This window comes from Erwinia sp. LJJL01 (assembly GCF_047300805.2).
Classification (GTDB): domain Bacteria; phylum Pseudomonadota; class Gammaproteobacteria; order Enterobacterales; family Enterobacteriaceae; genus Erwinia; species Erwinia aphidicola.
The window spans coordinates 2,501,252-2,526,797 of the sequence record NZ_CP178576.1 but is presented as its reverse complement, the minus strand read 5'-3'; the positions used below and the strand labels follow the sequence as shown (position 1 = coordinate 2,526,797).

Here is a 25,546-nt window from a genome sequence, read left to right as displayed (position 1 = left end):
GCGCGCCCCCAGGTTACCTGTCACTCACCCTGCTGCTCCAGCGCGTACTTATACAGCGCATTTTTCTTCACGCCGTGGATCTCGGCGGTCAGCGCGGCGGCTTTCTTCAGCGGCAGCTCGCTCTGCAGCAGCGCCAGGGTACGCAGCGCTTCCGGCGGCAGCGCCTCGTCTTCCGCCTGGTGGTAGCCCTCAACGATCAGCACCATCTCACCTTTACGGCGGTTCTCTTCTTCCTGCACCCAGGCCAGCAGCTCACCCACGGGCGCACCGTGGATCGACTCCCAGGTTTTGGTGATTTCACGCGCCAGCACCACATAGCGCTCGGGGCCCAGTACCGTCACCATATCCTGCAGGCTGTCGAGCAGGCGGTGGGTGGATTCATAGAAGATAAGGGTGCGCGGCTCCTGCTCCAGCGCGCGCAGCGTATCGCAGCGGCCTTTGCTTTTCGCCGGCAGAAACCCTTCGTAACAGAAACGATCCGACGGCAGGCCCGCGGCGCTCAGCGCAGCAATCGCGGCACAGGCGCCCGGCAGCGGCACCACGCGAATGCCCGCTTCACGGCACAGGCGCACCAGGTGATAGCCGGGATCGTTGATCAGCGGCGTACCGGCATCAGAAACCAGTGCCACGCTCTGCCCTTCGCGCAGCTTCGCCAGCAGCACTTCCGCTTTCTGCTGTTCATTATGGTCATGCAGTGCGAACAGGCGCGCATTGATGGCGAAATGTTGTAGCAACAGTCCGGTATGACGTGTATCTTCCGCTGCGATCAGATCGACGCTCGCAAGCACCTTCAGTGCCCGCTGGGTGATATCGCCCAGATTACCGATGGGTGTGGGAACGATATAGAGCGTGCTGGCAGAAATATCTGCCCGATCGTGTTGTTTCATTGTTTCATCCGAATTGCCGATTTAATATTGAGCATCTTGAAAAAAACATCACTGGATACAGTATGCTTCCTTCGAAAGTTCTTCAGCGCAAAGCGCTACGCACGGTACCGCTTCTGCTGGCCGCCCTGATTTTTGCCGGATGTACCGGCCAGGCTCCAAAAACGCCCGAGGCGAATGTGCATGGAGCCGCAACCGGCACCTCTGACTATTACCTGCAGCAGATGCAGCAAAGCGCAGATGATAACAAGGTTGGCTGGCAATTACTCGCAATCAGAGCGCTGTTGAACGAAGGCAAGGTGCCGCAGGCGAGCGATCAGTTCTCCCAGCTGCCGCAGAACCTGGACGCCACCCAGCAGCAGGAGCGCCAGCTGCTGCAGGCTCAGCTCAGCGTGATGCAGCAGAATCTGCCCGCCGCCGCTGACCAGCTGAAGCAGATTGATATCGGCAGTCTGTCGAAAGACCAGCAGGCCCGCTACTACCAGCTGCTGATCGCCGCCAGCCAGGGTCGCCCGTCGCTGGAAGTGCTGCGCGCCTATATTGCCCAGGAGCCGCTGCTGAGCAACCCGGCAGACAAGCAGAAGAATATTGATGCCACCTGGCAGGCGCGCTGAGCCAGATGACGCCTGAGCAGCTCAACAGCCTGAACATCAACGCGGATGAAAACGTACTGCAGGGCTGGTTGGATCTCTCCGGCGTTTACCGGGCCAACAGCAACGACCCGGATATGCTGAAAGCCGGGATCCGCGACTGGCAGACGCGCTATCCGAATAATCCGGCGGCGAAAATGCTGCCGACCGCGCTCAGCCAGGTGCAGAACTTCCAGCCCGCTTCCACCGGCAAAATCGCGCTGCTGCTGCCGCTGAGCGGCCAGGCGCAGGTGTTTGCTAACGCCATTCAGAAAGGCTTTAACGACGCGAAAAACGGCGTGCTGGCACAGGGTTCCGCACCTGCGGCACCGGTTGAAGCGCCACAGGATGCCGCTGCGGATGCCGCAACCCCGGCCGATCCTAACGCCGTAGTCAGCCCTTCTGCTGCGCCAACCGATGCCGCCGCTGCGCAGCCACAGCAGGTGCAGCCGCAGTCCGCGCCAGCTAACAGCGTCGAAACCGCGCCGCCGTCCAGCGGTACGCAGGTACAGGTCTATGACACCAGCAGCCAGCCGATTGAGCAGGTGCTGGCGCAGGCACAAAAAGACGGCGCTACGCTGGTGGTCGGCCCGCTGCTGAAAAGCAACGTCGAAAAGCTGGCAGCCAGCCAGACGACCCTCAACGTTCTGGCGCTTAACGAGCCGGAAACCATCCAGAACCATCCGAATATTTGCTACTTTGCGCTTTCTCCTGAAGACGAAGCCCGTGATGCCGCGCATCATATGTGGGACCAGGGCAAACGTGCACCGCTGCTGCTGGTGCCGCGCAGCTCACTCGGCGACCGCGTGAATAAAGCCTTTGCCGCTGAGTGGCAGAAGCTTGGCGGCGGCACCGTGCTGCAGCAGCAGTTCGGTTCGACCGCAGAGCTGAAGCAGGGGATCAACAGCGGTGCCGGTATCCGTCTGAGCGGTACGCCGGTTAACGTGCAGCCTGAACAGCCCGCGGGCGTTACCATTGGCGGCCTGACGATCCCGGCCCCGGTCGCTGAACCGACGGCGGCCACCACCAGCGGCGGCAGCGTTGACTCGGTGTATATCGTCGCCACGCAGGATGAACTGGCACTGATTAAGCCGATGATCTCCATGCGCGTCAGCAGCCGTGATAATGTGGGCCTGTATGCCAGCTCGCGCAGCTATCAGGCAGGCGGCGGCCCGGACTACCGTCTGGAAGTGGATGGCCTGCAGTTCAGCGATGCTCCGCTGCTCTCCGGTGCCAACCCGGCGCTGATGCAGCAGGCGGCGAAGATGTTTAACAACGACTACTCGCTGGTGCGCCTCTACGCGATGGGCATTGATGCCTGGACACTGGCGAACCACTTTAACGAAATGCGCACGCTGCAGGGCTTCCAGGTTAAGGGTGACACCGGCAGTCTGAGCGCGGATCGGGACTGCGTGATTAACAGGAAGTTAGTATGGAGCCAGTATCGTCAGGGACAGATCGTTCCGGCCAACTAAGCCGGCAGCAGCAAGGGGCGAGCCGTGAACGTCAGGCTCGCCGCCTGCTGGAAACGTCAGGCCTGCGTTTTGTCGCCGCTAACGTGCGCTACCGGTCAGGCGAAATTGACCTGATCATGCGCGATGGCAAAACGTGGGTATTTGTCGAGGTGCGCTACCGCAGCAGTGACCGCTTTGGCGGCGCGGCGGCCAGCGTCACCCGCAGTAAACAGCTGAAGCTGCTGCGTGCAGCAGCGCTGTGGCTTAACGGTCGCGGGCAGAGTTTTGACACCGCCGACTGTCGTTTTGATGTGGTAGCGATCACCGGCGAGCAGGTGGAATGGTTACCCAATGCGTTTACAGCAGAATAACTAGACCAGGTGAATGACGTGCTGGAAAGAATCAAAGTCTGTTTTACGGAAAGTATTCAAACACAAATCGCGGCGGCAGAAGCGCTGCCGGATGCCATCTCACGTGCGGCGATGACCATGGTACAGTCGCTGCTCAATGGCAACAAAATACTGAGCTGTGGTAATGGAACCTCCAGCGCCAATGCCCAGCATTTTGCTGCCAGCATGATTAACCGTTTTGAGACCGAGCGCCCAAGCCTGCCCGCCATTGCGCTGAGCGCGGATAACGTGCTGCTGACGGCCATTGGTAATGACCGCCTGCACGAAGAGATTTACGCCAAACAGGTGCGCGCTTTAGGCCATGCCGGCGATATCCTGCTGGCGATTTCAACGCGCGGCAACAGCCGTGATATTGTCAAAGCCGTAGAGGCAGCGGTCACCCGCGATATGACCATTATCGCCCTGACCGGCTACGACGGCGGCGAGCTCGCCGGTCTGCTGGGTCCGCAGGATGTGGAGATCCGCATTCCTTCCCACCGCAGTGCGAGAATTCAGGAAATGCATATGCTCACCGTGAATTGTCTGTGCGATTTAATAGATAACACTTTGTTTCCCCACCAGGATGTTTAAGGAGCTTAAATGAAGGCATTATCTGCATGTGCAGTTATCCTTACCGCGTTGATGCTACAGGGCTGTGTCGCGGCGGTTGTTGGCAGTGCGGCCGTGGCGACCAAATCCGCCACTGACCCGCGTTCCGTTGGTACGCAGGTTGATGACGGCACGCTGGAACTGCGCGTCACGAATGCGCTGTCGAAAGATGAGCAGATCAAACAGAGCGCACACATTGTTGCCACCGCTTATCAGGGTAAAGTGCTGCTGACCGGGCAGTCACCGAGTGCCGATCTGGCGCTGCGTGCAAAACAGATTGCCGTGGGCGTGGATGGCGCAACCGAGGTGTATAACGAGATCCGTACCGGCGACAAAGTCAGCTTCGGCACGGCATCTTCAGATACCTGGATCACCACCAAAGTGCGCTCACAGCTGCTGGGTAGCGATCAGGTGAAATCGTCGAATGTGAAAGTTACCACCGAGAATGGCGAAGTGTTCCTGCTGGGTCTGGTGACGGATGCAGAAGCGAAAGCGGCTGCGGATATCGCCAGCCGGGTGAGCGGCGTGAAACACGTCACCACCGCGTTTACCATTTTGAAATAAGATTTACGGGCCGACCGGAAAAGAAGGTCGGCCCCTACAACCGGCTTAAACAATCCATTGCCACCGCCTTGAAGCTGGCGAAATCCGCGCTGTCGCGCAGCCTTGTCATCGCCCGCTCGCGCATAAACGTCACGAACAGATCGTAGATGGCCATCGCCTCTTCGTACTCCGTCTTGCTGATCGCCAGCAGGAAAATCACATAGGCGGTTTCATCCCCCCACGCGATGCCCTCCGGTGCCAGCACGGTATAGACGCAGGTTTTCTTTGCCAGCAGCCCCAGCGAGTGCGGCAGCGCAATGCCTTCGCCGAGCATGGTGCTGACGATGGCTTCACGCTCTTCCACCGACGGGTAAAACGTCTCATCCACCATCCCTTCCCGCTCCAGCTCGCCGCACAGCTGGCGGAACAGAGCGCTGCGGTCCAGCGGCCGATCGAGGATCAGGAAATGGCTGGCATCGAAGAACTTTTCCAGCATGTAGGGGCGGGTGCGATCGAGCAGCACCAGCTTGCCGATCTGCTCCAGCTGGTACTCAGTGGGGAACGGCGACATCACCACTACCGGCTTATCCTTGTCGCTAAGGCGCACGGTGGAGATAACAAAGTCCTCGTCCACGCTCGCCAGCTGCTCGTACTCGCGCAGCGTAATAATGCCGTTCACCACGATCTGCGGGTATTTGCGCAGTAGCATCGCCTGGATCATGCGCACCGTGGAGTTACCGGTGTCGCACACCAGCAGGATCTGCGGATGGCGCTGATAGCCCACGTTGTAGTGGCGCTCCAGCCCGACGCCAATATGCAGCACCAGGAAGCCAATCTCGTTTTCGCTGATGGTGTACGGGGTGTATTTGCCCCAGCTGGAAACCGCCGCCAGCGTCACGTCCCAGGCCATCGGATAGTGCTGTTTGATGTTGGTCAGCAGCGGATTGGGAATGTGGATCTGATAGCGCACGCGGGTGATCATCGTTTTGATGTGCGTCAGCAGGTCGGCGCGCAGCTGCGGGTCATTTTGCAGGTTGAAGTTGTAGTGGGTGTTGATGTAGCCGAGGATGTAATCCACCAGCGAATCGCCGTCGTCCGGGCTGATGGCGCTGGGCGCAATCTCTTCCACGCGGCGGGCGGCGATATTAACGCGCAGGTAGGCCTCTTCCGCCGGGGAGATCGCCTTGCCGACAATCGGCCGCATCAGGTTAACGATGTGGCGCGCCGCATCGCGCACCTCATCATCGACATCCTCCGCGCTGAAGTCGGTCAGCGGGTAGCCCTCGCCAATGCGCCGCACCGCCACCGCGCAGTAGAGGCGCAGATAAAACTCGCCGTCGTCGGCCAGGCGGATATTAAAGCGCGACAGGCACTGCTGCAGCAGCGGTTGCAGGGTGGTGAGCATCCCGCTGTTAAGCGCCTCCAGCTGTAGCAGCGGGCTGTCGCTGTCCTCCTGCGCAATCTGGTACAGCAGGTCGGTCAGGCAGGTGCGCATCGCCACTTCGGGGCCGAACAGCTTCATGCCGTAGCGCGGCTTGGTTTCAATCGCCAGCTGATAACGCGCCAGCCACTCTCTCACCTCGGCCATGTCGCTTTGCAGCGTGGTGCGGCTGACAAACCATTCGTCGGCCAGGTCTTCCAGCTTGAGGGAAAAAGCCGAGGTGAGAAAACGGGTGAGCAGATAGTGCACGCGGGCGGCAGAGGTGCGCGGCACGCGCAGATGTGAAGGTGACTGCTGCTGAAGCTGAGCGTAGCGGCGCGCATCGGCAATCTCCAGCCGATAGCCCGCACCACGGCTTAGCACAAAGCTGGCACCGTGCTCGGCCAGCAGTTCGTTGAGCACGTTAATATCGCTGCGCACGGTGCGCGTGGAGACGTCGAAGCGCCGCGCCAGCTCGTCCTGCGGCAGCGTTTCGTTTTGTAGCAGATCAAACAGCTGGGCCAGTCGTTGGTTGGGGAATCTCACGGAGCGCTCTTCTTTAGATAGTCGACCTTGTTAGCGGGTTGTTGCAGGCTAACGGAATTCACTGCGGGAAAATAGCGCGCCCCGGCATAATCCCAGGGCGCGGTCAGTATTAACCGACTAACTTTTTGGTCATTGCCAGCAGCGTGGCGACATCCTGCGGCCGCGTCTGCCCGCTCTGTTTATCGATAATCGAGCTGTAAATATGTGGGATGATCCTGCTGACGCCCGCATCCAGCGCGATCTGCAGGATCGCTTCATAGTTATCGAGATCGATGCCGCCGGTTGGCTCCAGCCAGAACCCCTGCGCGGCGCAGGCTTCTGCCACCGCTTTGAACTCGTCGATCGCCTTCAGGCCGCCCATCGGGAAGTATTTCACCGAGCTGCCGCCCATATCCTTCAGCATCGCCACCGCGGTAGCGACTGGCACAATGCCGTCGGCCTGCTGCGAGCTGAGCGGCCCGGTCGAGATCTTCACCCTGCCAACCGTACCAGTCGGGGAGATCAGGCCGTTGACCACGGTGTCAGACTGGCCGAGCCGCGCGCGCGAAGTCGCCACGCCGGTAAACACCTGGTTGACGTGCTGCGGCTGCACCTCAGCGGCAATCGCGCTGACCATCGCCGACTGGTTCGGGTCGCCCGCGCCGAGGCCGACCGACAGCGCGTTATCAATCAGCGCCGCGTAATCACGCATATCGGCTACCGCGCTCGCCACGTCCGGATAGTCCTTCGACAGCACGCCAACCAGCACGTGGCCTTCTGCGGCTTGCCAGATGTCGCGGGCATTCTGTTTCGAACCGGCGAGGACATTCAGGCAGACGCGGTCGCGGTAAAATTTCGGTTTCAGTGTCATGCGCGTGCTTCTCCGGTTAACAGATCTCTGATGCAGATAAAAATGGTGTGCAGCTGTTCGGCAGAGACGCTGCGCACGTCGACTTCAACAATGCCTTCGTTGGCCTTGTAGCCTCGGAAGTAGATGGCGATGGCACCGGTTTTCAGCGCCTGCACCACTTCACCGGTGGTGCGGCCTATCACCGCCTCGTCGAAGTGGATCTCCGCACGGGCGATATCACGCCCGGCGGCGTCCCACACCGTGCGCGCCTGAATGCCCGCCAGCTGGTTTAAGCTGTCGATAAACGGCGTCATCTTCTCCACCATCTGCGCGCCGGTGGTCTTCTCCACGCGCAGATAGTTTTCAATCGCCTGCGTCAGGCCAAGGATCCCCTCTTTGCCGACCTTCATCGCGCGGCCAATGCCGTTCGACTGGCGCTTTACCCACTCAACGTACTGCGCTTTGCCGATCACCAGCCCGCTGGTTGGCCCTTCAATGGCTTTTGCGCCGCTGTAGATCACCAGGTCAGCACCAAAGCCGTAATAAGCCTGCAAATCCTCCTCGGCGGCGGCATCCACAATCAGCGGCACGCCGTGTTCACGCGCCACCACGGCGGCCTGCTCCACGCTGAGATGGCTTTTCTGCACGCTGTGATGCGATTTGATATACATGATTGCGGCGGTCTGCGGGGTGATCGCGGCGGAGAGCTGCTGCGGCGAGCACTCGTTGGCGTAGCCCGCTTCCACCAGCTTGCCGCCGCCCAGCGCCACCATGGTGCCCACTGGCGCGCCGTAGTTAACGTTATGGCCCTTCGGCAGCACGATGTCGTGCGGCACCATCAGCGGTGCGGCGTGCAGATTTTCCAGCAGCCAGTCGTTATCCTTAACGATAACCGCCGCTACCGACTGCGCAATCCCGGCCGAAGCGCAGGAGACCACCACCGCCGCTTCACAACCCAGCAGCCCGGCAATATAGGCTCCGGTTTTGTTGACCAGATCTTTCATTTCAAAATAGTGATTGAGGCCATAGCTCACCGTCTCCACCACGTCCGCGCTCGGGGTCGACACACCGAGAATGGTCATGCGGCCGGAGGCGTTGATCACCTGCTTGAGATGATATTTCTCATAAATAGAAAGCTCATTTACTGAAGTCATTACGTTTCTTCCCTTCGTTAGTCACGAATGCCTGACCGGCGACCACAGCGGCCAGCGGCACCAGCTGCGTTGTACCGGACAGCGTTTGTCCGTCTGAATCGGTGAACAGCGCGCTTTCCTGCTGCACGTCGAAAATGGTCAGATCGGCGTCATAGCCGACTTCAAGGCGCCCTTTACCGGCGAGGCGCAGGCCGTCTGCGGCGTGCGCGGTCACGCAGTCGATCACCTGCGGCAGCGTCATGCCGATGCAGAAGAACTTCGACATCACGTGCGCGAGGGTATACACCGGGCCGTTCAAACGGTTGCGGCAGTAGATATCGGAGCTGATGGTGTGCGGCAGAATGCCCTGCGCAATCGCCACGCGCGCCACTTCGAAGCTGAAGCTGGCGCTGCCGTGGCCGACGTCGAGGCGCACGCCGCGTTTGAGCGCAGCGCTGACCGAGGCGCGCAGCTCGCCCTGCGGTGTCAGAATGCGGTTCGGCTTGCCGTTATAGCAGTGGGTGATGATGTCGCCGCTGCTCAGCAGGTCGGCAATTTCATCGAGGTTGGGCGGATTATTGCCGATATGCACCATCAGCGGCAGGCCGCCGTTCTCCTGCTGCATCGCCTTGGCGCGCTGCAGCGGCTTAATGCCGTTGTGCTCTACCACGCTGCTGCTGATACGCGCTTTCAGGCCGAGAATAAACTGCGGCAGGCGCTGCAGCGCGGCTTGTACCGCTGCGGCGTCAATGCGCGCCATATCCGCTAACTCGTTCTGCGTCAGAATGCCGCTGCGGGCGATATTGAGCAGCGCGTAAACCTGGGTGCTGGCGCTGCGCGTCAGCTGGTAGAAATCGTCGATATCGTCGGCGCCGGTGCTGCCGGCGTCCACCACCGTGGTGACGCCGGTTTCCACGCCGATGCGGTCGGCTTCATCGTGATAAATCGGCGATTTGGGGTAGCAGTGAACGTGTGAATCAATCCAGCCCGCGCTGAGCCAGTAGCGCCCGTGCAGGTCCCACTCGCGCTGTGCCGTGCCGTCGATTTGCCCGACTTCGGCAATCTTGCCCGCGCGGATCGCCACATCGCTGAGAGTGCCATCGCTGAGGCGCGCCCGGCGGATAATCAGATCATACATTGCAGACTCCTGAGCGCGGCGGCGTCCTGCCGCCGCGCAAGTTGGTTACAGCGCCACCGGGAAGATCGCCCCCAGCACCATGGCGCCGAGGATAGCGCCGCCGGTAATCGGTTTATTCCACAGGTAAAACAGCAGTGAACCCACCAGCGAGCCGAGGCCAATGGGGATCGAAGCGGCCATTGCCGACAGGATAATCAACGGCCCGAGGAAGCGGCCGGAGGCGTTACCCGCGCCCATCATCACGTCGGCCCCGTAGGTGGAGTCGCTGTTGTTGATGGTGAACTTACGCGCCAGGATAATGATGTAACCCACCGCCAGGCCGAGCGCCAGGCCGGTAACCAGCGAGGCCGCGAAGTTGGCTACCGGGAAGACGATGCCTGCCCCAAGCAGCAGTGCCGGCACGCCAAGGCCGATACCGGTCTGGATCGCGCCGCCAATATCAAGAATACCGACCAGCGAACCTTCGATAATGCGCGCAAACAGGAAGCTGGCACCAAATGCCGCCACCGCGCCGTAGACGCCAGTTTCCATGCCGGAACGCAGCATCGAAACAAACGCGACCTCGTTAAACGCGCCCAGGCCGTAGACGTAATACATATGCGTACCGGCGAACACCCCGGCAGAGAGCAGACCGACAAAGATCGGGAACGACCAGTCGGCATACCAGAAACCGCTTTTTGACTCTTCCATTACCCTTGTCCTCTTATTTGCCGCTCAGGGAGTTGTGGATCATCTCCATCCAGCCGGGCACGCCAAGCTGGAAGGACTGCAACAGCTTCATGTCGAAGCCACGGAAGAAGCCGCTCAGCACGAACAGCAGCACGATGGCGATCATCATCACCTTCGTGACGCGGTTCCAGCCCGCCTCTTCCACCCCTTTGCCGATCAGGATGCCCAGCACCAGGCCCGGCACGGCGTTACCCATAATCAGCTGCGCGAGGCCGCCGAAAATGGTGGCCCAGAAGCCCGATTTCTTACCGGCGTCGATGGCGGCCAGCCAGAAGATCACCGGCATCACGGTGTTCACCAGCAGGTTAGCCGCAGGCACCAGCACTTTAACCGCGGTGACCTGCAGCGCAGCAGGCACGGCAGAGGCGGTGGAGTTGAGAAACGCCACTACAATCATGCCGATGATGCCGCAGGCAATCGCCATCTTTTTCGGGTTGTGCAGGGTTTCCGCCACGTTGCGGTTTTTCACCATCAGTGCCGCCGCGCCCCAGTTGGGGATGATGCGGTGGTCAACGTCCTGAGTGAAGGAACCTGCCGCCACGGAGGAGGCCCAGGCGTTAAAGAAGAAGCCAAGGCCGAAGGAGAAGTGAGAAGCCGGGTCGCCCTCACAGGAATTCAGTTCACCCAGTGTGCGAAATGCGCCCATGCCCTGTGTGGTCGGGGCGTGGAACATACGCGCTGCCCCGGCACCGACGCCCACTCCGACCAGGCCGCCAATAATCAACGACTTAAATAAGATGATTAAAAACATCAGTTTTTTCCTTTGGATTTATATCCCAACGTTTTTAGTTAACCGCGGTGAAATCCACCTTGTCGGTGTCGACCACCGCGACGTTGACGGTGATCGCCAGCTCAACGCTGTAGGTTCGCCGTTCGCGCGCCAGAAAGAAGAACAGAAACTTTTCCGTTTTGACGCGCAGTTCGGCACGCAGCACCTTCACATCCACCGGCTCAATACGCAGGAGGATATTGCTGGTGGACTTGAGCACCGTGTTTTGCACCCGGCTCAGGGCGTCGGCAAAGGCTTTTGCTTTGCTGTCGCCCTTGCCGCTGACGTTCACCGTGGTGGTGAATTGCTCTTTCATCAGCCGTGCTTCTTCTGCCACGCCTGCACCAGACGCTCGCCCAGCTCTTCTTTATCCATAAAGCCGAAGCCCAGCACGGTGGCGCCTTCGTTGATGGCGGTGACGCCTTCGTCGATGGAGCGCATGCCGTGTTTGGCTTTATAGCCATATTTGTTCTGTGCGGTGATGGCACCTGCGCCGCCGCTGCCGCAGAAGGAGATACCGAAGTTGGCGTTTTCCGCTTTCATCACGTCGCCCAGCTTCATATCCGCTGCCACGCCAGGAACCACGATGGCTTTACCGCCCGCTTTCTCGATACCTGCTGCCACTTTCTGGCCTTTACCTAAACGATCGCCGATCACTACGATGATTTGAGACATGGTGTATTCCTTTAATTTATAGAGTGATTACTCGTGCCGTCGGTGGCGCAGTCAGTTTGGGTGCGGACAGCGCGGAAAAACCGGAGCGTACACGTAGTACGTGAGGATTTTGAGCACTGCCCAATCCCAAAATGGCAAGTAAACCAGGCACACTATTGGTTTTCTTTGGCGACTTCGAAATGCACGGAGAGTAGCCAGGCTTCCTCTTTCGGCAGGTTACCGAACAGATCGACCACCTGCTGTGCCAGCAGCATGGATTCTGGCGAAATATCGTCAAACAGGTCAGCTTCCACTTCGGGTAGCGCCTCACCGGTCAGCGAGCGCAGCGCCATCGCCCGCACGTGGGAGGTAAGCATCTGCTGCTGTACCGGGTTGGGCTGTATTGCCCTGGCCGCAAACAGGTCGGCAATCTGCCCCATCACCCGTGCGGCCAGCGCCTGAATCTCATCATCCTGCTCTGTTGCCCCACTCGGCCCCGTTCCATTACTCACGTTCGTCCCCCCCTTTTTGTAATGGTTATAAGCTACCGCTGCGCAGAGGTGCTGTGGAGAACGACTTTTTCCGCCAGCAAGCGGAAATAAACGGATGGGGTACGAGCCAGGTCGCAAAAAACATCAGACCGTGCATCAATAATTATAAAATGAGAGTTAAATCACAAAATAAAGACTATTTTGCGCAATTTATGCAGAGGCAGAGAAAACAGCAGCAGAGTAAAGCGGCCAGCAGAAGGATATAGAGGAAAAACCTATGACGGATTTAATCAGGGCCGGGGAAAATTCCCGGCCCTGAGCGTTAGCGGAACTTTTTGTGATTGGCGTCGCGGGTTTCAGCCATTTTTTTTGCTTCTTCCTTCGCGCCTTTCAGGTCCCCGTCATTGGCCAGCTTGAGGCTGGTATCGATCTGGCCAATCAGGGTATCCAGCCCGGCGTGATAGCCTTTGATCTGCGCGCTGTCTGCCGACTGGCCCTTAAGCTTATCCGGCGTCTGGGTTTTAGCGTTTTCAGCTGCGCCCTTCATATCGGTCAGCGCTTTAATCATTTCGGCTTTATCGTCGGTTTTCTGCACCGTACGCAGGCCGCCTTTCAGCATATCCATATCGCCTTCCAGATCCTGCGACAGCACGGCGAAGCTGGATAACAACAGCGAACCACTCAACATTGCAAACATTAATTTACGCATTGCTTCAGTCCTTTTAATTATAAAAAAAGGCGACTGTCTGAGCAGCCGCCTGATAAGCATACGCCTAAATCGCTAAATTACTGCCCGGCAATCTTCATTTCTGGTAACAGAATGGATCCACACTGGATATTGCTGCGGGTTTCAATATCGCTGCCGATGGTCACCATATTGCGCCACATATCTTTCAGGTTACCGGCGATGGTGATTTCACTGACCGGATACTGGATTACGCCATTCTCAACCCAGAAACCGGATGCGCCGCGCGAGTAGTCGCCGGTCAGCGCACTGACCGCCTGGCCCATCAGTTCCGTGACCACCAGCCCGGTGCCGAGCTGCTTGAGCAGGTCATCAAAGCTGTGGCCCTGCCCGGCAATGCGCCAGTTATGGATGCCGCCCGCGTGGCCGGTGCTCTGCAGCCCCAGCTTGCGCGCCGAGTAGCTGGTCATCAGCCAGTTCTGCAGTACGCCATCCTTAATGATGTCGCGGCGCTCGGTACGCACGCCTTCGCTGTCGAACGGCGTTGAGGCCAGCCCTTTCAGCAGGTGCGGATGCTCCTCAATCGTCAGCCATTCCGGCAGGATCTGCTGGCCGAGGGAGTCAAGCAGGAAGGTGGATTTGCGGTAGACGCTGCCGCCGCTGATGGCCCCCACCAGGTGACCAAACAGCCCGGTGGCCACTTCCGCGGCAAACAGCACCGGCGCTTTCATCGTCGACAGCTTGCGCGGCGACAGGCGTGACAGCGTGCGGCGCGCGCACTCTTCTCCGACCGACTCTGGCGACTTTAAATCCTCCATCGCCCGGCCAATGGTATAGGCGTAGTCACGCTCCATATCGCCGTTGGCTTCCGCAATCACGCAGCTGGAGAGCGAATGACGGCTGGAGCAGTAGCCCTGCAGCATGCCGTGGCTGTTGCCAAATACTTTAATGCCGACGTGGCTGTTAAAGCTGCCGCCTTCGGTGTTGGTGATGCGCGAGTCAGCCTGCAGCGCAGCCTGTTCTGCACGCGCAGCCAGTTCGATAGCGCGATCGGCGTCGATCTCCGTTGGGTGAAACAGATCGAGATCCGGTGCGTCAAACGCCAGCAGCTCGCGATCCGCCACGCCGGCAAAGGGATCCGGTGAGGTGTAGCGTGCAATATCCAGCGCGGCCTGCACGGTGCGTTTGATCGCCTCCGGGCTGAGATCGGTAGAGGAGGCGCTGCCCTTACGGTTCTGATAGTAAACGGTGATGCCGAGCGCACCATCGCTGTTGAATTCGACGTTTTCCACTTCCCCGTAACGCGTGCTGACGCTGATGCCGGTGGTTTTGGTTACCGCGACTTCTGCCCCATCGCTGCTGACTTTCGCCAGCTCGAGTGCTGTTGAGACCGCCTGCTCCAGGGTTTTACGCTGTTCTGCAACTTGGGAGAGTAATTTCATCGGCCTGCCATATAATTAGTTGAGAAATACCTGCATCAAATGCAGCTCTCAAGGTGATAAGGAATGATTTGAGTCTAACAGACTCAGAGAACAATTTCGCAGTAGCCACGTAACCTGATAGCATTAGCCTCTTTTTCAGGAGCCGTACCAATGACCAAGCAGCCCGATGACTGGCTCGACGAAGTACCCGATAACGAAGAAGAAGACGAAGAGATTATCTGGGTCAGTAAAAGTGAGATTAAACGTGACGCCGAAGAGCTGAAGCGCCTCGGTGGTGAACTGGTGGAACTGGGGAAAAACTCCCTGGACAAGATCCCACTGGATGAAGATCTGCGTGCCGCGATTGAGCTGGCGCAGAAGATCAAGAAAGAGGGCCGCCGCCGCCAGATGCAGCTGATTGGTAAGATGCTGCGCTCGCGTGATGAAGAGCCGATCCGTACCGCGCTGGACAAGCTGAAGAACCGCCACAACCAGCAGGTTGCGCTGTTCCATAAGCTGGAAGTACTGCGTGACCGCCTGGTAGAACAGGGTGATGACGTGATCCCGGAGGTACTTAACCTCTACCCGGATGCGGACCGCCAGCAGCTGCGTGCGATGATCCGTAACGCGCAGAAAGAGAAAGCGACCAATAAGCCGCCAAAAGCCTACCGTCAGATTTTCCAGTATCTGCGCGAGCTGGCCACCGCATTATAAGCGGGTCGGGCATGCCCGACCCCTACAGAAACAGATGTAGGGGCCGATCGTTTTTTTCGATCGGCCCGCTCTACCCCGCTAAGCTAACCGGTCCAGCAACTTCTGATGGATCCCGCCAAAACCGCCGTTGCTCATCACCAGGATGGTATCCCCCGGCTGGGCTTTTTTGGCGATCATCTCGACCAGCGTATCAATATCCGCACTCCACTGCGCCGGCTGAATGCAGGCATCGGCAACCTCAGAGACCTGCCACGGAATGTGGTGCGGCTGGAACAGGAACACTTCATCCGCACGCGCCAGCGACGGGGCAAGATCGTTCTTGCTGATACCCATCTTCATGGTGTTTGAACGCGGTTCCAGCACCGCCAGAATGCGCGCGGTGCCGCCCACTTTGCCACGCAGCGCGGAGAGCGTGGCGAGGATAGCGGTCGGGTGGTGAGCAAAGTCATCGTACACTTTGATGCCGTTGCTCTCACCGCGCAGCTCCAGGCGGCGGCGGGCGTTGATAAAGTCATTCAGCGCACGCCCGGCATCTTCCGGCTTCACGCCCACATGGCGTGCCGCAGCAATCGCCATCATGCCGTTATGCATATTGTGCTCGCCAACCAGCGCCCAGTTGACCTCGGCTACGCGCTCACCGTCCAGCAGCACTTCCCAGTGCGACGCATCCGGCGACAGCTTCTTCGCCTGCCAGTGGCCATTTTCACCCACGGTTTCCTGCTCGCTCCAGCAGCCCATCGCCATCACCTGCTTAATATTGGCATCGTGCTCCGGCAGGATGATCTTGCCCTGCCCCGGCACGATGCGCACCAGGTGGTGGAACTGCTTCTGCACCGCACGCAGATCGTCAAAGATATCGGCGTGGTCAAACTCAAGGTTGTTGAGGATCAGGGTGCGCGGACAGTAGTGCACGAACTTGGAACGCTTGTCGAAGAACGCACAGTCGTACTCGTCGGCCTCGATCACGAAGAATGGGCTTTTTCCTAAATTCGCTGAAACCTCGAAATTCCCCGGTACCCCACCAATCACAAACCCTGGCTGATAGCCGCAGGCCTGTAAAATCCACGCTGCCATGCCGGCGGTGGTGGTTTTACCGTGGGTTCCCGCCACCGCAATCACCCAGCGGTCGCGCAGCACGTAATCGTGCAGCCACTGCGGGCCGGAGAGGTAAGGAATATTGCGCTCCAGCACTGCTTCCACACACGGATTGCCGCGCGTCATGGCGTTGCCGATGATCACCAGGTCCGGGGCGGGATCGAGCTGTGAGGCGTCATAACCCTGAATTAAATCAATACCCTGCTTTTCCAGCAGCGTGCTCATTGGCGGGTAGACGTTAGCATCTGAGCCCGTGACTTCATGGCCAAGCTCGCGTGCCAGCATCGCCAGACCGCCCATGAAAGTGCCACAGATACCGAGGATATGAATACGCATAAAAGGTCCGTTGCTTAAAAAGTTCCCGCACAGTGTACCGTCCCCATCGTGCGGAAGAAACGGATTTGCCCTATGTTCTTTAGCGCCCAATCGGCTAGACTGCGTACGCATACGTTGGCAGTTTGTGAAGCAGGCTGCTACTCAACCGCAGATTCAGGGATTGTGTTATGAAAACGTTAGGCGAATTCATCGTCGAGAAGCAACACGACTTTCCGCACGCGACAGGCGAACTGACCGCGTTAATCTCCGCGATCAAGCTGGGCGCGAAGATCATCCACCGCGATATTAACAAAGCTGGCCTGGTCGATATTCTCGGCGCCAGCGGCGCTGAAAATATTCAGGGCGAAGAACAGATGAAGCTCGATCTGTTTGCCAACGAAAAGCTGAAGGCGGCTCTGAAAGCGCGCGGTATCGTGGCCGGTATCGCCTCTGAAGAAGAAGATGAGATTGTGATCTTCGAAGGCGTCGAAAACGGCAAGTACGTGGTGCTGATGGATCCGCTCGACGGCTCCTCCAACATCGACGTTAACGTGTCTGTCGGTACCATCTTCTCCATCTACCGCCGTATTACCCCACCGGGTACACCGGTCACCGAAGAAGACTTCCTGCAGCCGGGCAGCCAGCAGGTTGCGGCCGGGTACGTGGTTTACGGCTCCTCCACCATGCTGGTTTATACCACCGGCTGTGGCGTGCATGCCTTCACTTACGACCCGTCACTGGGCGTGTTCTGCCTGAGCGCAGAGCGTATGACCTTCCCGGAGAAGGGTTACACCTACTCGATCAACGAAGGCAACTATATCCGCTTCCCGCAGGGTGTGAAAAAGTACCTCAAATTCTGCCAGGAAGAGGATAAAGAGACGCACCGTCCTTACACCTCACGCTATATCGGCTCGCTGGTGGCGGACTTCCACCGCAACCTGCTGAAAGGCGGCATCTACCTGTACCCAAGCACTGCCAGCCACCCGAAAGGCAAGCTGCGCCTGCTGTACGAGTGCAATCCGATGGCGTTCCTCGCGGAGCAGGCCGGCGGTAAAGCCTCTGATGGTAAAAACCGTATTCTTGACCTGGTGCCGCAAAGCCTGCACGAGCGCTCACCGTTCTTCGTCGGTAACGATCATATGGTCGATGACACTGAACGCTTCCTGCGTGAGTTCCCGGATAACGGCAACTGATTCGTGGGGACTGACCAAACTGTAGGGGCCGATCTTCTTTTTCGATCGGCCCTTTAACGTTAGCGGGTCGACCGAAAAAAAGGGTCGACCCCTACATAATCAGGCGACGTGAGTGACTTTAAACACCGCCATTGTCTGCACTAACTGCTGCGACTGCTCTTCCAGCGACTGGGTGGCAGCGGCGGCTTCTTCGACCAGCGCGGCGTTCTGCTGTGCCACTTCATCCATCTGCGTCACCGCCTGATTCACCTGCTCGATGCCCCGGCTCTGCTCCTGCGACGCGCTGGAGATCTCTTTCATCAGGGTGGTCACGCGCATCACCTCGCTGGAGATCTCATCCATGGTTTCCCCGGCTTTGGTCGCCATGTCGCTGCCTTCGTTGACGCGGACTTGCGACTCCGCAATCAGCGTCCGGATCTCTTTAGCGGCGGTGGCACTGCGCTGTGCGAGGTTGCGCACTTCGCTGGCGACCACGGCGAAACCACGCCCTTGCTCACCTGCTCGCGCCGCTTCCACCGAGGCATTCAGCGCCAGAATATTGGTCTGGAAGGCGATACCGTCGATAACGCCGAGGATGTCGCCAATGCGCTGCGAGCTGTTGGCGATCTCCGCCATTTTCTCCATCACGTAGCACACCACTTCGGCGCCTTTATCGGCCGTGTCCGAGACCGAGCGCGCCAGCTGGTGCGCCTGCTGGGCGTTATCCGCATTCTGCTTCACGGTGGCGGTCAGCTGCTCCATGCTGGCGGCGGTCTGCTCCAGCGAGGCGGCCGACTCTTCAGTGCGCTGCGAGAGGTTAAGGTTGCCAGAGGCCAGCTCGCGGCTGCCGACGTCAATCTGCATGCTGGCGTCGCGCACCAGGCTGACCGAGTGCTGCAGCGACTGCTGCATGCTGCCGAGCGCAGCATTGAGGCGGCCCAGTTCGGTATTGCCGCTTTCCGGTACCGGCTGGGTGAGATCGCCTGCCGCGACATGCTCCAGATGCTTAATCGCGCCATCCAGCGGCTTCAGCAGCAGTTCACGCAGCACCCTCCACGCCAGCGCGACCAGCAGCAGGGTCAGGCCGCCCGCCACCAGAATCAGCACCGTCATCAGCGTCTGATTGCGTGCCGCCTGCGCCAGCTGAGCCTCGCTCACCTCATCGGCATAGCTGCCGAAATGATTGACCGCATCGGCAAATTTACCGGCCAGCGGGGAGATGTTGCCCTCCAGAACCTCGTAGTAGTCATCCGCGCTCTGCTTTTGCAGCGCGTTCATCATCGGCGTGATGCCGCCGTCCAGGTAATCCTTGTAGGTGGCGACCACCGCATCGGCCAGCGTTTTACCGTGCGCCGTCACCGTACCGGCATCGACGAATCGTTTCAGCTCTTGCTGTGAAATAGCCACATAGCTGGCAGAGCGCGTGGCGATGGTGGCCGCTTCATCCGGCAGGCCAACCTCAAGCTTGCGAATGGCCAGCGCGGCGGTAGCGCGGGTGCGCAGCAGGTTGCCATTAGTGATATATAAGGCATTGAGTTCAATACCCTGGATGCGATTGATAACATCCAGCGAGCGATTGCCTTTCTGAATAGCGATAATTCCCATAATGCTGACCACCAGCAGCAATAGCGTCATCAGTGAGAGCAGCACCAGTAATCCCGAGCGTATTGAAATCTTCTTCAGCATGATTGTTGTCCCGATAAGATAGTCAGATTATTCAAGAGCGTTAAATCGTCATCATTATCGGCACTTCTGCGGTTAATCTTTACCCTTCGCGCAGGGTTATGTGCCTTCTGACACCTCCAGCCTGATCTGAGTCAATAACGACGTCCGATCGCGCACGCTGGAAAACCCCGGCGCAAAGCGCGGCAGCAGCGACAGCGTAAAGCGCAGATGCTGACCCGGTTCACGCATTACAATGCGGCTTTCCGGCTCGGCGAAGACCTCACTCAGCGGCTGCGCGCTCCCCGGACTGCCCCCTGACGGCAGAAAATTGAAGCTAGCCGCACGGCTGTCGAGGCGGGCATCATGCAGCCGCAGCTGCATCTCACCCTGTTGCCCAAAGGCAAAGGCCGCTTCTGCGCCCTGCGCTGAGGTGAAGCGCACGCTGATAATTTGTGGCGCATCGCAGTCAATGGCGATCTGCACCTCGCGCGCCGTCAGGCTCATTTTTTCTGCCGAGCCGGGGATAAGGTGGCGATTCAACTCGCCGTAATCGATGCGCCCGCCGTGGCTGGTCACATGACAGGCTGCTTCTGCTGACGCCGCAAAGAGCAGCGTGGCCAGAATCAGCAGGCTGTTACAGACACTGCGCGATAACTTTTTCATACAGTTGTTTCTCCGATCTGCTGTTTTTGCTGTCGTAACGAAATTCACAGCGCTGTTCACCGCTGCCGGTCTCGGCGAAAAGATGCACCTGTTCAGGGGCGTTGCTGAGCCAGACCACGCCATCATCGATGGCGCTGGTGATGTAATTGTTTTTCCGATCCCAGACGCGGCTGCCGCGCGGCAGCGGTTTACCGTTTGCCAGCGTCAGGTTGAACAGCAGGCGATTGCTGGAGAGCATGGCATAGCGAAATTTTTTCACCGTGCCGCGCGCCAGCGTGGCATCACGGTGACCGTTACTGATATCAATATGTTTTGGCAGCTTCTCGGTATTCACGTCGATGCTGCTGCGCTGCCACGGCGTCATCGACGGCACCAGCGCGCGCCCGCGCCAGTCGGTCCAGCTGGTGCCGCCGGGCGAGACGATCTCCACCCCGGCCAGCTTCTCATTCAGCTCCACCACGCCGAAGGTATCGCCAATGCGCGCGGCGGTGAAGGTCAGCCCCCCCTCATACAGCGCCATGCCCCCGTTAAGACCAAGGGAGTAATTTTGCAGCCCGGCGCTGTCGTAACCTGCGGTGGCGTTCATCCACGTATAGTGCAGATTGCTGTTCAGGGCGCCATAGACCGACGAGGCTCTTCCCGTCAGGTCGCGCTCGGTCGAGAGCTGATAGTTACTGTTGTCGGTGACTTCGCCACTGCTCTCCAGCCCAATACGTTCACTGCCGTTACTGCGGCGATAGTAGCTGTTTTGCCGCTGTTCGCCGAGCGGGAAGCTCAGGTTGAGCGACAGCTGGCGGTCGTTGCGCCGCCCGTCACTGCCGTGTGAAGCGTGCAGCGTCACCAGCGCAGACTCCACGCGCTTACTCCAGCCAAGGGTGTGAAAGCGCGATGATGGGTGATGATGCGAGCGTTGAGAAACCGCGTGGCTGTAGGTGAATCGCCCCAGCTCAGGTGGCGCCCAGGCCAACATCAGGCTGTACTGGGTGGTGCCCTCTTTCTCTGTCGTGCGCTGGCGATCCGTCGCTTCAGCCGGCGTGAGAAAACCGCTGCTGCTTTTTGTCAGCCCGACGCTGGCGGAGAAGGTGTCAGAGAACTGATAGCGGGTGTTTAGCCGCAGCTGTCTGCTGACGTGGCGACGGTAGCTGTCATTGACCGCCACCAGCTGCGACATGACCGTCAGCGCGGGCAGCGGGGCCGATGAGGCCGCCAGCGCCAGCGAGTGATACTGCCGGGAGAGCAACATGCCGCTTTGCAGATCGAGCCACCCTGCCGGCTGCCACTGCTGCGACAGCGTGGCCAGCAGCGGTTGCTCGCCAGCGCTGCTGTTGCGCATCTTGCCGATCGCCAGCGAATAGCCCTGCGGGGCGGAGGTGAGCATGCGCCCGAAGCCGCTGGCCGGTACGCTGAACTGCTGCACGCGTCCGTCGGTTTCCGTTACCGTCACCTCAAGATCGGCATTGCGATTTTTTACCGGGATATTATCCAGCGTAAAGGCGCCTGCCGGTACCAGCGTGCGAAATACCTCCATACCATACTGGCGGATTTCGACTCTTGCCTGGGCCGTCGCGCTAAAGCCGTTTACCGTCACGCCGGAACCTTTGTCCTGATTCAGGCCGTTGTCCGGCATCAGCTGTACGCCGTTGATAACGCCCAGCGCGAAGGGCGTATTGTTGACATTAATCACCCCCGCCTGCAGCAGTTTGTTCAGCGGTTTCAAATAGCGCTGCGCCCAGAGCGAGCTGATTTCACCGCCCACTTTGCCATCCATCTTCTGAAACTGCTGGCGGCTGCGCAGCAGCCAGTTATTAACATTGATGCCGTTCTCGGTGTTCAGCCAGCTGTAACGCTCCTGCCAGCCGCGCCCACGCGCCAGCGAGGTGTAGAATTCGTAGTTGAGCATGCCCGCGCCACCGCCCTCTTCGCCCTGCAGCGCCGGATCCTCCTGCTGCAGTCGCTCCTGCGGGACCACCAGGCTGACCGTCAAACGGTAGGGACGATAGCGAATGCTGACGTCAGGATCGCTGTCGGCCCAGTCGTGACAGGCTGCACTACCTTCGCCTGCCGGGCCGTCCGGCTGCACCTCTTTTACTCCCAGCTGCTGAAACAGTTTGGGCGTAAAGCAGAGTGCCCCCTGTGGGCCAAAACGGACCCGAAAAGCGCCCACCATCTGGCCGTTCAGGCTGATATCCACCAGGTTATCGCCTGCCGGAAAACGGTCGCTGCGCTCCAGCATCTGCATCATGCTGGGGTCGATACCGCTGCGCTTCAGCCGCGCCGCGTCCCAGCTGACGGCGGCGCTGGCCGACGGCGTCTTGTCGTCTGCAGCGCCAAAGGCAGAGTGCAGGGCGCCAGCGAGGGTCAGCAGCAGAAGTAGCGGTCTGTTCATTAGCTGGCAAGCGTGACCGGTTGTTTAAACTTGCCGGCAACATAGCCATATTTAGAGAGCGTCTGAATTTGCACCTGACGGCCCGGCTGGACGCCTGCGCTTTCCGGCAGCGTCACGTTCAGCGACTGCCCAGGCAGGATGTAGCTTTTACTGAGCTTCAGTTTCCTTCTTAGCGGCAGCAGTTCGATCTCCTGCGCCAGACGCACCACCATCTCCGAGGGATTGGTGACGGTTAAGGTTGTGCCGCGCTGGGTCCATTTCAGCGCCTTCCACGGGTCAGCGCTCATCTCCAGCGCTGCCGGATGGATAATGACCGGCAGATCCTGACGAATATTCATGCCAATACTGTTGGCGCCGCTGGCTGTCTGCGGCGGTATCCCTTCGAAAATAACCCGCTTCATATGCTGATGCTGCAGCGGTTTATCCTGATTGAGAATAAAGCGCACGCGCTGCGTCTGACCGGCAGCAATGCGGCTAACCGGTTGGGTGACCAGTATCTGCGGATCTTTATCATCCGGCAGGTCGTAAACTTTTACGTAAAGCAGCGCTTCGGTATCGCTGGTGTTGGTTATATTAATACTGCCACCGCCCTCGTCCTCATTAATTAGCACCATTGAGGTTTCAGGTTTCATAATTGATGACTGCGCGAAGGGGGAAATAACAGCCAGTGATAAGAATAAAGAACGTAATAACATATAAATAAACTTTCCGTTAAAAATAACACATAGAGAAAAAGGACATGCCACCAGGGTTCGTGGCATGCCAAAGATAACTATTTTTCTCTGCGTAATTCAGACTATGAAGGCGTTAATTACGCCTCTATTAAGCGAGGGGAAATAACGTCAGGTCAGAGATAGACCACATCAAAAGTTGCCAGGCCGGAGAGCGTAATATCATCGGCATTCCCCAAATCGTTAATTGACGCAATATAGGGCGTGGCCGAGAGACCCATGGTCAGCTCTTTGGTTGCCACCGGTAACGCTTCACCGCCCAGCGCTATGCCATACAGACTATTGCCGGATGCCTTCCAGTGAATTTCCTGACTGCTGGCGTTCCAGCTGCTGCCACCGGTATCCGACTCCAGCAACACCGCGGCCTGTTTATCATCAGCACGGGCATTTTTTGCCTGGGCACTCAGCGTCCAGGCGCCGATCATTTTGCCCTCAGAAGTCGCACCAAGACTGAAGTAGCTGGCATCGCTTTTACCATCAATGCTCACTTCACCCGCCAGTTCGGCGACATCAGCCGGTTTAACCAGCACCAGCGCGCTGGCTTCACAGGCAATCTTGAGATTAACGTTTTTACTCGCCAGCTGGGTCGCCCGGTTGGCGTTGAGTTCAGAGGCATCAATTTCACCCCAGTTAAGCACGTTGCCCCCTTCCAGCGCGACGTTGCAGGCGGGTGGCTCGATAATTCCCCTGACCTGCAGGCGTGCCTGGGTTGCTGCCTGCGCCGCACTGAGAGATCCCAGCCCCAGCACAGCGGCGGCGACCAGCGGTAATGTCATTTTTTTCATATTTATCACTCTTTAATTCAGGCGTTGATTCAGAGGTAGACAATGTCAAAGGTCGCGTTGCCGTTAAGCGGAATATTTTCCAGCTTGCCCAGCTCGTCCGCCGGGGAGATAGCCGGGGTGACCTGGATATGCAGCATCACGCTGGAGGCGACGACCGGAACACTCATCACGCTGTCGCTGAAGGCATTCAGGGTGTCGCTGTTACTCCATTCAATGGTGTTTGTCCGGGTCCAGTTTGCGCCATGGTCATCTGAGCTGACGAAGAAAATACCGGGTTTACCGTTCAGTTGAGATGCCTCGCGGATGGTGCTGATACGGTAAACACCCACCAGCTTGTTTTCTCGCGTGGCACCGAGGCTGAACTGTAGCGCCGGATCGGGCACCCCATCCAGCGGCGTGCCGGCCAGCTCCGCCACATCTTTCGACTTGATGGAGAAGAGCGTGGGTGATGCACAGCTGACGTTCAGGCTGGTCTTTTTCTGTGACAGCCAGGTCGGATGATCGCGGTTCAACTCTGAGGCGCGGATCTTGCCCCAGTCCAGCCTGCCGCCGCCCTGAAAATCAATATTGCACGAAGGCGGTTTAATCACTCCGCGAATTTCCAGCGTGGTGCTATCTCCTGCCAGTACGCCCTGACTCACTGTCACAGTGCAGAGCAAGGCCAGAGCGCGGGAGAGTGTTTTTATCTTCAGTGTCATTGTTATAGTCCGTAACTGAGGGGGGCTATCGCAGCGGGATTACACCGCAATCACCCCAACAAGATTCGCAGCCATCATAGTTTTCCTGCCTGGTAAGTCACTTTATTAATCTATTAATCTCTCGCTAAAAGAAAAAAAGCAGTCATTAATGCTGGCTAAAGCGCCATTTGCCCCTGTTCCTCGCCCCTGCAGCAGGGGCAGAAAGTAAAGCTGCAGGTCAGAGAAGAAGGGGAGGTGCGCGTGGCGATTTTTTGCACAAAATGGAGATTATTAATCGATTAATCTGCTTAAAACGGCAGCGCTTAAGCTTTTTTAATCCCTGTAGCGCATCAGCGGCAGCGTTTTTTCTCGCAAACACGGCGCTACCGCGCTCAGGTCTATTCTGAAAGCCGGAAAAAGGGGGGTGCGTTGCCGGGTGAGATAGCTATAATACCTGGCACTTAACTACGCTAATTAAAGGAATCGAAATGAGCCTGAACCACGTTCCTGCGGGCAAAGACCTGCCAGATGATATCTACGTCGTGATTGAGATCCCAGCGAATGCCTCTCCGATCAAATACGAAGTCGACAAAGAGACTGGCGCGCTGTTCGTAGACCGCTTCATGGCGACTGCGATGTTCTACCCGTGCAACTACGGTTACATCAACAACACCCTCTCCCTGGATGGTGACCCGGTAGACGTGCTGGTGCCAACCCCTTACCCACTGCAGCCAGGTTCAGTGATCCGCTGCCGTCCGGTTGGCGTGCTGAAAATGACCGACGAATCGGGTGAAGATGCCAAGGTTGTTGCCGTTCCACACAGTAAGCTGAGCAAAGAGTATGAGCACATCCAGGATGTGAACGACCTGCCAGAACTGCTGCGCGGCCAGATCACCCACTTCTTCGAGCAGTACAAAGCGCTGGAAAAAGGGAAATGGGTTAAAGTTGACGGTTGGGAAGGTGTGGCAGCAGCTAAAGCTGAAATTGTTTCTTCTTTCGAACGTGCAGCAAAATAATCCG

At 58.4% G+C, this 25,546-nt stretch carries 25 protein-coding genes and 1 pseudogene; 7 read left to right on the top strand and 19 right to left on the bottom strand.

Annotated elements, in window-relative coordinates; genetic code table 11:
* Positions 1-20: 20 nt before the first annotated feature.
* Complete coding sequence (gene rsmI / locus ACLI4M_RS12460) at positions 21-887, bottom strand: 16S rRNA (cytidine(1402)-2'-O)-methyltransferase (RefSeq protein ID WP_133624840.1); 867 nt, start codon at positions 885-887, stop codon at positions 21-23.
* Positions 888-949: 62 nt separating this feature from the next.
* Between rsmI and ACLI4M_RS12455 the strand changes: the two are divergent.
* The 4 genes and pseudogenes from ACLI4M_RS12455 to dolP all read left to right on the top strand — a co-directional run bounded on the left by ACLI4M_RS12455 (position 950) and on the right by dolP (position 4,529).
* Positions 950-2,988: pseudogene (locus ACLI4M_RS12455) on the top strand (penicillin-binding protein activator).
* Positions 2,946-3,338: a YraN family protein gene (locus ACLI4M_RS12450; protein ID WP_048917355.1), complete on the top strand. Its 393-nt coding sequence runs from the start codon at positions 2,946-2,948 to the stop codon at positions 3,336-3,338. The pseudogene ACLI4M_RS12455 and the gene ACLI4M_RS12450 overlap by 43 nt, the downstream one beginning before the upstream one ends.
* 18 nt (positions 3,339-3,356) lie before the next feature.
* Positions 3,357-3,947, top strand: a complete 591-nt coding sequence (diaA, locus tag ACLI4M_RS12445) for a DnaA initiator-associating protein DiaA (protein WP_048917381.1) — start codon at positions 3,357-3,359, stop codon at positions 3,945-3,947.
* Between the two features lie 9 nt (positions 3,948-3,956).
* A complete protein-coding gene (gene dolP, locus ACLI4M_RS12440; protein ID WP_048917356.1) occupies positions 3,957-4,529 on the top strand; it encodes a division/outer membrane stress-associated lipid-binding lipoprotein in 573 nt (190 codons plus the stop codon).
* Between the two features lie 34 nt (positions 4,530-4,563).
* Here the strand turns inward: dolP and ACLI4M_RS12435 are convergent, their stop codons facing one another.
* The 11 genes from ACLI4M_RS12435 to pmbA form a co-directional block, all read right to left on the bottom strand.
* Entirely contained in the window at positions 4,564-6,474 is a 1,911-nt protein-coding gene (locus ACLI4M_RS12435; protein WP_133624842.1) for a BglG family transcription antiterminator, read from the bottom strand.
* Between the two features lie 109 nt (positions 6,475-6,583).
* Positions 6,584-7,324 (bottom strand): 2-dehydro-3-deoxy-phosphogluconate aldolase, encoded by a 741-nt coding sequence (dagF, locus tag ACLI4M_RS12430; protein WP_133624843.1) that lies wholly within the window; start codon positions 7,322-7,324, stop codon positions 6,584-6,586.
* The gene (locus ACLI4M_RS12425) at positions 7,321-8,457 is read right to left on the bottom strand and encodes a DgaE family pyridoxal phosphate-dependent ammonia lyase (RefSeq protein ID WP_133624844.1); all 1,137 of its coding nucleotides are present in this window, start codon (positions 8,455-8,457) and stop codon (positions 7,321-7,323) included. Before ACLI4M_RS12425 ends, dagF begins: the two co-directional genes overlap by 4 nt.
* Complete coding sequence (locus tag ACLI4M_RS12420) at positions 8,441-9,574, bottom strand: amidohydrolase/deacetylase family metallohydrolase (protein ID WP_133624845.1); 1,134 nt, start codon at positions 9,572-9,574, stop codon at positions 8,441-8,443. Before ACLI4M_RS12420 ends, ACLI4M_RS12425 begins: the two co-directional genes overlap by 17 nt.
* 45 nt (positions 9,575-9,619) lie before the next feature.
* A complete protein-coding gene (locus ACLI4M_RS12415; protein ID WP_048917361.1) occupies positions 9,620-10,264 on the bottom strand; it encodes a DUF4310 family protein in 645 nt (214 codons plus the stop codon).
* 13 nt (positions 10,265-10,277) lie between these two features.
* A complete protein-coding gene (locus ACLI4M_RS12410) occupies positions 10,278-11,054 on the bottom strand; it encodes a DUF4311 domain-containing protein (RefSeq protein ID WP_048917362.1) in 777 nt (258 codons plus the stop codon).
* A gap of 34 nt (positions 11,055-11,088) precedes the next feature.
* The gene (locus ACLI4M_RS12405; RefSeq protein ID WP_048917363.1) at positions 11,089-11,388 is read right to left on the bottom strand and encodes a DUF4312 family protein; all 300 of its coding nucleotides are present in this window, start codon (positions 11,386-11,388) and stop codon (positions 11,089-11,091) included.
* Positions 11,388-11,747, bottom strand: a complete 360-nt coding sequence (locus tag ACLI4M_RS12400) for an SFCGS family glycine-rich protein (protein ID WP_048917364.1) — start codon at positions 11,745-11,747, stop codon at positions 11,388-11,390. Before ACLI4M_RS12400 ends, ACLI4M_RS12405 begins: the two co-directional genes overlap by 1 nt.
* Before the next feature lie 152 nt (positions 11,748-11,899).
* Positions 11,900-12,238: a glycine dehydrogenase gene (locus tag ACLI4M_RS12395; protein WP_413449715.1), complete on the bottom strand. Its 339-nt coding sequence runs from the start codon at positions 12,236-12,238 to the stop codon at positions 11,900-11,902.
* A 301-nt stretch (positions 12,239-12,539) separates the two neighbouring features.
* Positions 12,540-12,926: a cytochrome b562 gene (cybC, locus tag ACLI4M_RS12390; protein ID WP_133624846.1), complete on the bottom strand. Its 387-nt coding sequence runs from the start codon at positions 12,924-12,926 to the stop codon at positions 12,540-12,542.
* Positions 12,927-13,003: 77 nt separating this feature from the next.
* Positions 13,004-14,344, bottom strand: coding sequence for a metalloprotease PmbA (pmbA, locus tag ACLI4M_RS12385; protein ID WP_048917367.1), 1,341 nt, complete (start codon positions 14,342-14,344; stop codon positions 13,004-13,006).
* A 150-nt stretch (positions 14,345-14,494) separates the two neighbouring features.
* Here pmbA and yjgA point away from each other — a divergent pair, with 150 nt between their 5' ends.
* On the top strand, positions 14,495-15,037 hold the full coding sequence (gene yjgA / locus ACLI4M_RS12380; RefSeq protein ID WP_133624847.1) for a ribosome biogenesis factor YjgA: 543 nt from the start codon (positions 14,495-14,497) through the stop codon (positions 15,035-15,037).
* A 78-nt stretch (positions 15,038-15,115) separates the two neighbouring features.
* Here yjgA and mpl read toward each other — a convergent pair whose 3' ends face one another.
* The gene (gene mpl / locus ACLI4M_RS12375; RefSeq protein ID WP_048917369.1) at positions 15,116-16,468 is read right to left on the bottom strand and encodes a UDP-N-acetylmuramate:L-alanyl-gamma-D-glutamyl-meso-diaminopimelate ligase; all 1,353 of its coding nucleotides are present in this window, start codon (positions 16,466-16,468) and stop codon (positions 15,116-15,118) included.
* 167 nt (positions 16,469-16,635) lie between these two features.
* Between mpl and fbp the strand changes: the two genes are divergently transcribed.
* Entirely contained in the window at positions 16,636-17,640 is a 1,005-nt protein-coding gene (gene fbp, locus ACLI4M_RS12370) for a class 1 fructose-bisphosphatase (RefSeq protein WP_048917370.1), read from the top strand.
* 99 nt (positions 17,641-17,739) lie between these two features.
* Here the strand turns inward: fbp and ACLI4M_RS12365 are convergent, their stop codons facing one another.
* The 6 genes from ACLI4M_RS12365 to ACLI4M_RS12340 form a co-directional block, all read right to left on the bottom strand.
* Positions 17,740-19,305 (bottom strand): methyl-accepting chemotaxis protein, encoded by a 1,566-nt coding sequence (locus tag ACLI4M_RS12365; protein ID WP_133624848.1) that lies wholly within the window; start codon positions 19,303-19,305, stop codon positions 17,740-17,742.
* A 96-nt stretch (positions 19,306-19,401) separates the two neighbouring features.
* Entirely contained in the window at positions 19,402-19,947 is a 546-nt protein-coding gene (locus tag ACLI4M_RS12360) for a hypothetical protein (RefSeq protein WP_133624849.1), read from the bottom strand.
* Complete coding sequence (locus ACLI4M_RS12355; RefSeq protein ID WP_133624850.1) at positions 19,919-22,333, bottom strand: fimbria/pilus outer membrane usher protein; 2,415 nt, start codon at positions 22,331-22,333, stop codon at positions 19,919-19,921. Before ACLI4M_RS12355 ends, ACLI4M_RS12360 begins: the two co-directional genes overlap by 29 nt.
* Positions 22,333-23,028, bottom strand: a complete 696-nt coding sequence (locus tag ACLI4M_RS12350) for a fimbria/pilus chaperone family protein (protein ID WP_166643197.1) — start codon at positions 23,026-23,028, stop codon at positions 22,333-22,335. Before ACLI4M_RS12350 ends, ACLI4M_RS12355 begins: the two co-directional genes overlap by 1 nt.
* Positions 23,029-23,180: 152 nt before the next feature.
* Complete coding sequence (locus tag ACLI4M_RS12345; RefSeq protein WP_133624852.1) at positions 23,181-23,849, bottom strand: DUF1120 domain-containing protein; 669 nt, start codon at positions 23,847-23,849, stop codon at positions 23,181-23,183.
* Positions 23,850-23,878: 29 nt separating this feature from the next.
* Positions 23,879-24,547, bottom strand: coding sequence for a DUF1120 domain-containing protein (locus tag ACLI4M_RS12340; protein WP_133624853.1), 669 nt, complete (start codon positions 24,545-24,547; stop codon positions 23,879-23,881).
* Between the two features lie 467 nt (positions 24,548-25,014).
* Here ACLI4M_RS12340 and ppa point away from each other — a divergent pair, with 467 nt between their 5' ends.
* On the top strand, positions 25,015-25,542 hold the full coding sequence (gene ppa, locus ACLI4M_RS12335; RefSeq protein ID WP_048917376.1) for an inorganic diphosphatase: 528 nt from the start codon (positions 25,015-25,017) through the stop codon (positions 25,540-25,542).
* Positions 25,543-25,546: the final 4 nt, after the last annotated feature.

Bases quoted from the DNA above. Each gene is read 5' to 3' on its own strand.
- ACLI4M_RS12450 (WP_048917355.1), top strand. From the start codon at position 2,946: ATGGAGCCAGTATCGTCAGGGACAGATCGTTCCGGCCAACTAAGCCGG.
- ACLI4M_RS12400 (WP_048917364.1), bottom strand. From the start codon at position 11,747: ATGTCTCAAATCATCGTAGTGATCGGCGATCGTTTAGGTAAAGGCCAG.
- dolP (WP_048917356.1), top strand. From the start codon at position 3,957: ATGAAGGCATTATCTGCATGTGCAGTTATCCTTACCGCGTTGATGCTA.
- ppa (WP_048917376.1), top strand. From the start codon at position 25,015: ATGAGCCTGAACCACGTTCCTGCGGGCAAAGACCTGCCAGATGATATC.
- ACLI4M_RS12350 (WP_166643197.1), bottom strand. From the start codon at position 23,028: ATGTTATTACGTTCTTTATTCTTATCACTGGCTGTTATTTCCCCCTTC.
- ACLI4M_RS12420 (WP_133624845.1), bottom strand. From the start codon at position 9,574: ATGTATGATCTGATTATCCGCCGGGCGCGCCTCAGCGATGGCACTCTC.
- ACLI4M_RS12415 (WP_048917361.1), bottom strand. From the start codon at position 10,264: ATGGAAGAGTCAAAAAGCGGTTTCTGGTATGCCGACTGGTCGTTCCCG.
- ACLI4M_RS12355 (WP_133624850.1), bottom strand. From the start codon at position 22,333: ATGAACAGACCGCTACTTCTGCTGCTGACCCTCGCTGGCGCCCTGCAC.
- mpl (WP_048917369.1), bottom strand. From the start codon at position 16,468: ATGCGTATTCATATCCTCGGTATCTGTGGCACTTTCATGGGCGGTCTG.
- cybC (WP_133624846.1), bottom strand. From the start codon at position 12,926: ATGCGTAAATTAATGTTTGCAATGTTGAGTGGTTCGCTGTTGTTATCC.
- ACLI4M_RS12360 (WP_133624849.1), bottom strand. From the start codon at position 19,947: ATGAAAAAGTTATCGCGCAGTGTCTGTAACAGCCTGCTGATTCTGGCC.
- dagF (WP_133624843.1), bottom strand. From the start codon at position 7,324: ATGACACTGAAACCGAAATTTTACCGCGACCGCGTCTGCCTGAATGTC.
- ACLI4M_RS12365 (WP_133624848.1), bottom strand. From the start codon at position 19,305: ATGCTGAAGAAGATTTCAATACGCTCGGGATTACTGGTGCTGCTCTCA.
- ACLI4M_RS12405 (WP_048917363.1), bottom strand. From the start codon at position 11,388: ATGAAAGAGCAATTCACCACCACGGTGAACGTCAGCGGCAAGGGCGAC.
- yjgA (WP_133624847.1), top strand. From the start codon at position 14,495: ATGACCAAGCAGCCCGATGACTGGCTCGACGAAGTACCCGATAACGAA.
- ACLI4M_RS12425 (WP_133624844.1), bottom strand. From the start codon at position 8,457: ATGACTTCAGTAAATGAGCTTTCTATTTATGAGAAATATCATCTCAAG.
- pmbA (WP_048917367.1), bottom strand. From the start codon at position 14,344: ATGAAATTACTCTCCCAAGTTGCAGAACAGCGTAAAACCCTGGAGCAG.
- ACLI4M_RS12345 (WP_133624852.1), bottom strand. From the start codon at position 23,849: ATGAAAAAAATGACATTACCGCTGGTCGCCGCCGCTGTGCTGGGGCTG.
- ACLI4M_RS12340 (WP_133624853.1), bottom strand. From the start codon at position 24,547: ATGACACTGAAGATAAAAACACTCTCCCGCGCTCTGGCCTTGCTCTGC.
- ACLI4M_RS12410 (WP_048917362.1), bottom strand. From the start codon at position 11,054: ATGTTTTTAATCATCTTATTTAAGTCGTTGATTATTGGCGGCCTGGTC.
- fbp (WP_048917370.1), top strand. From the start codon at position 16,636: ATGAAAACGTTAGGCGAATTCATCGTCGAGAAGCAACACGACTTTCCG.
- rsmI (WP_133624840.1), bottom strand. From the start codon at position 887: ATGAAACAACACGATCGGGCAGATATTTCTGCCAGCACGCTCTATATC.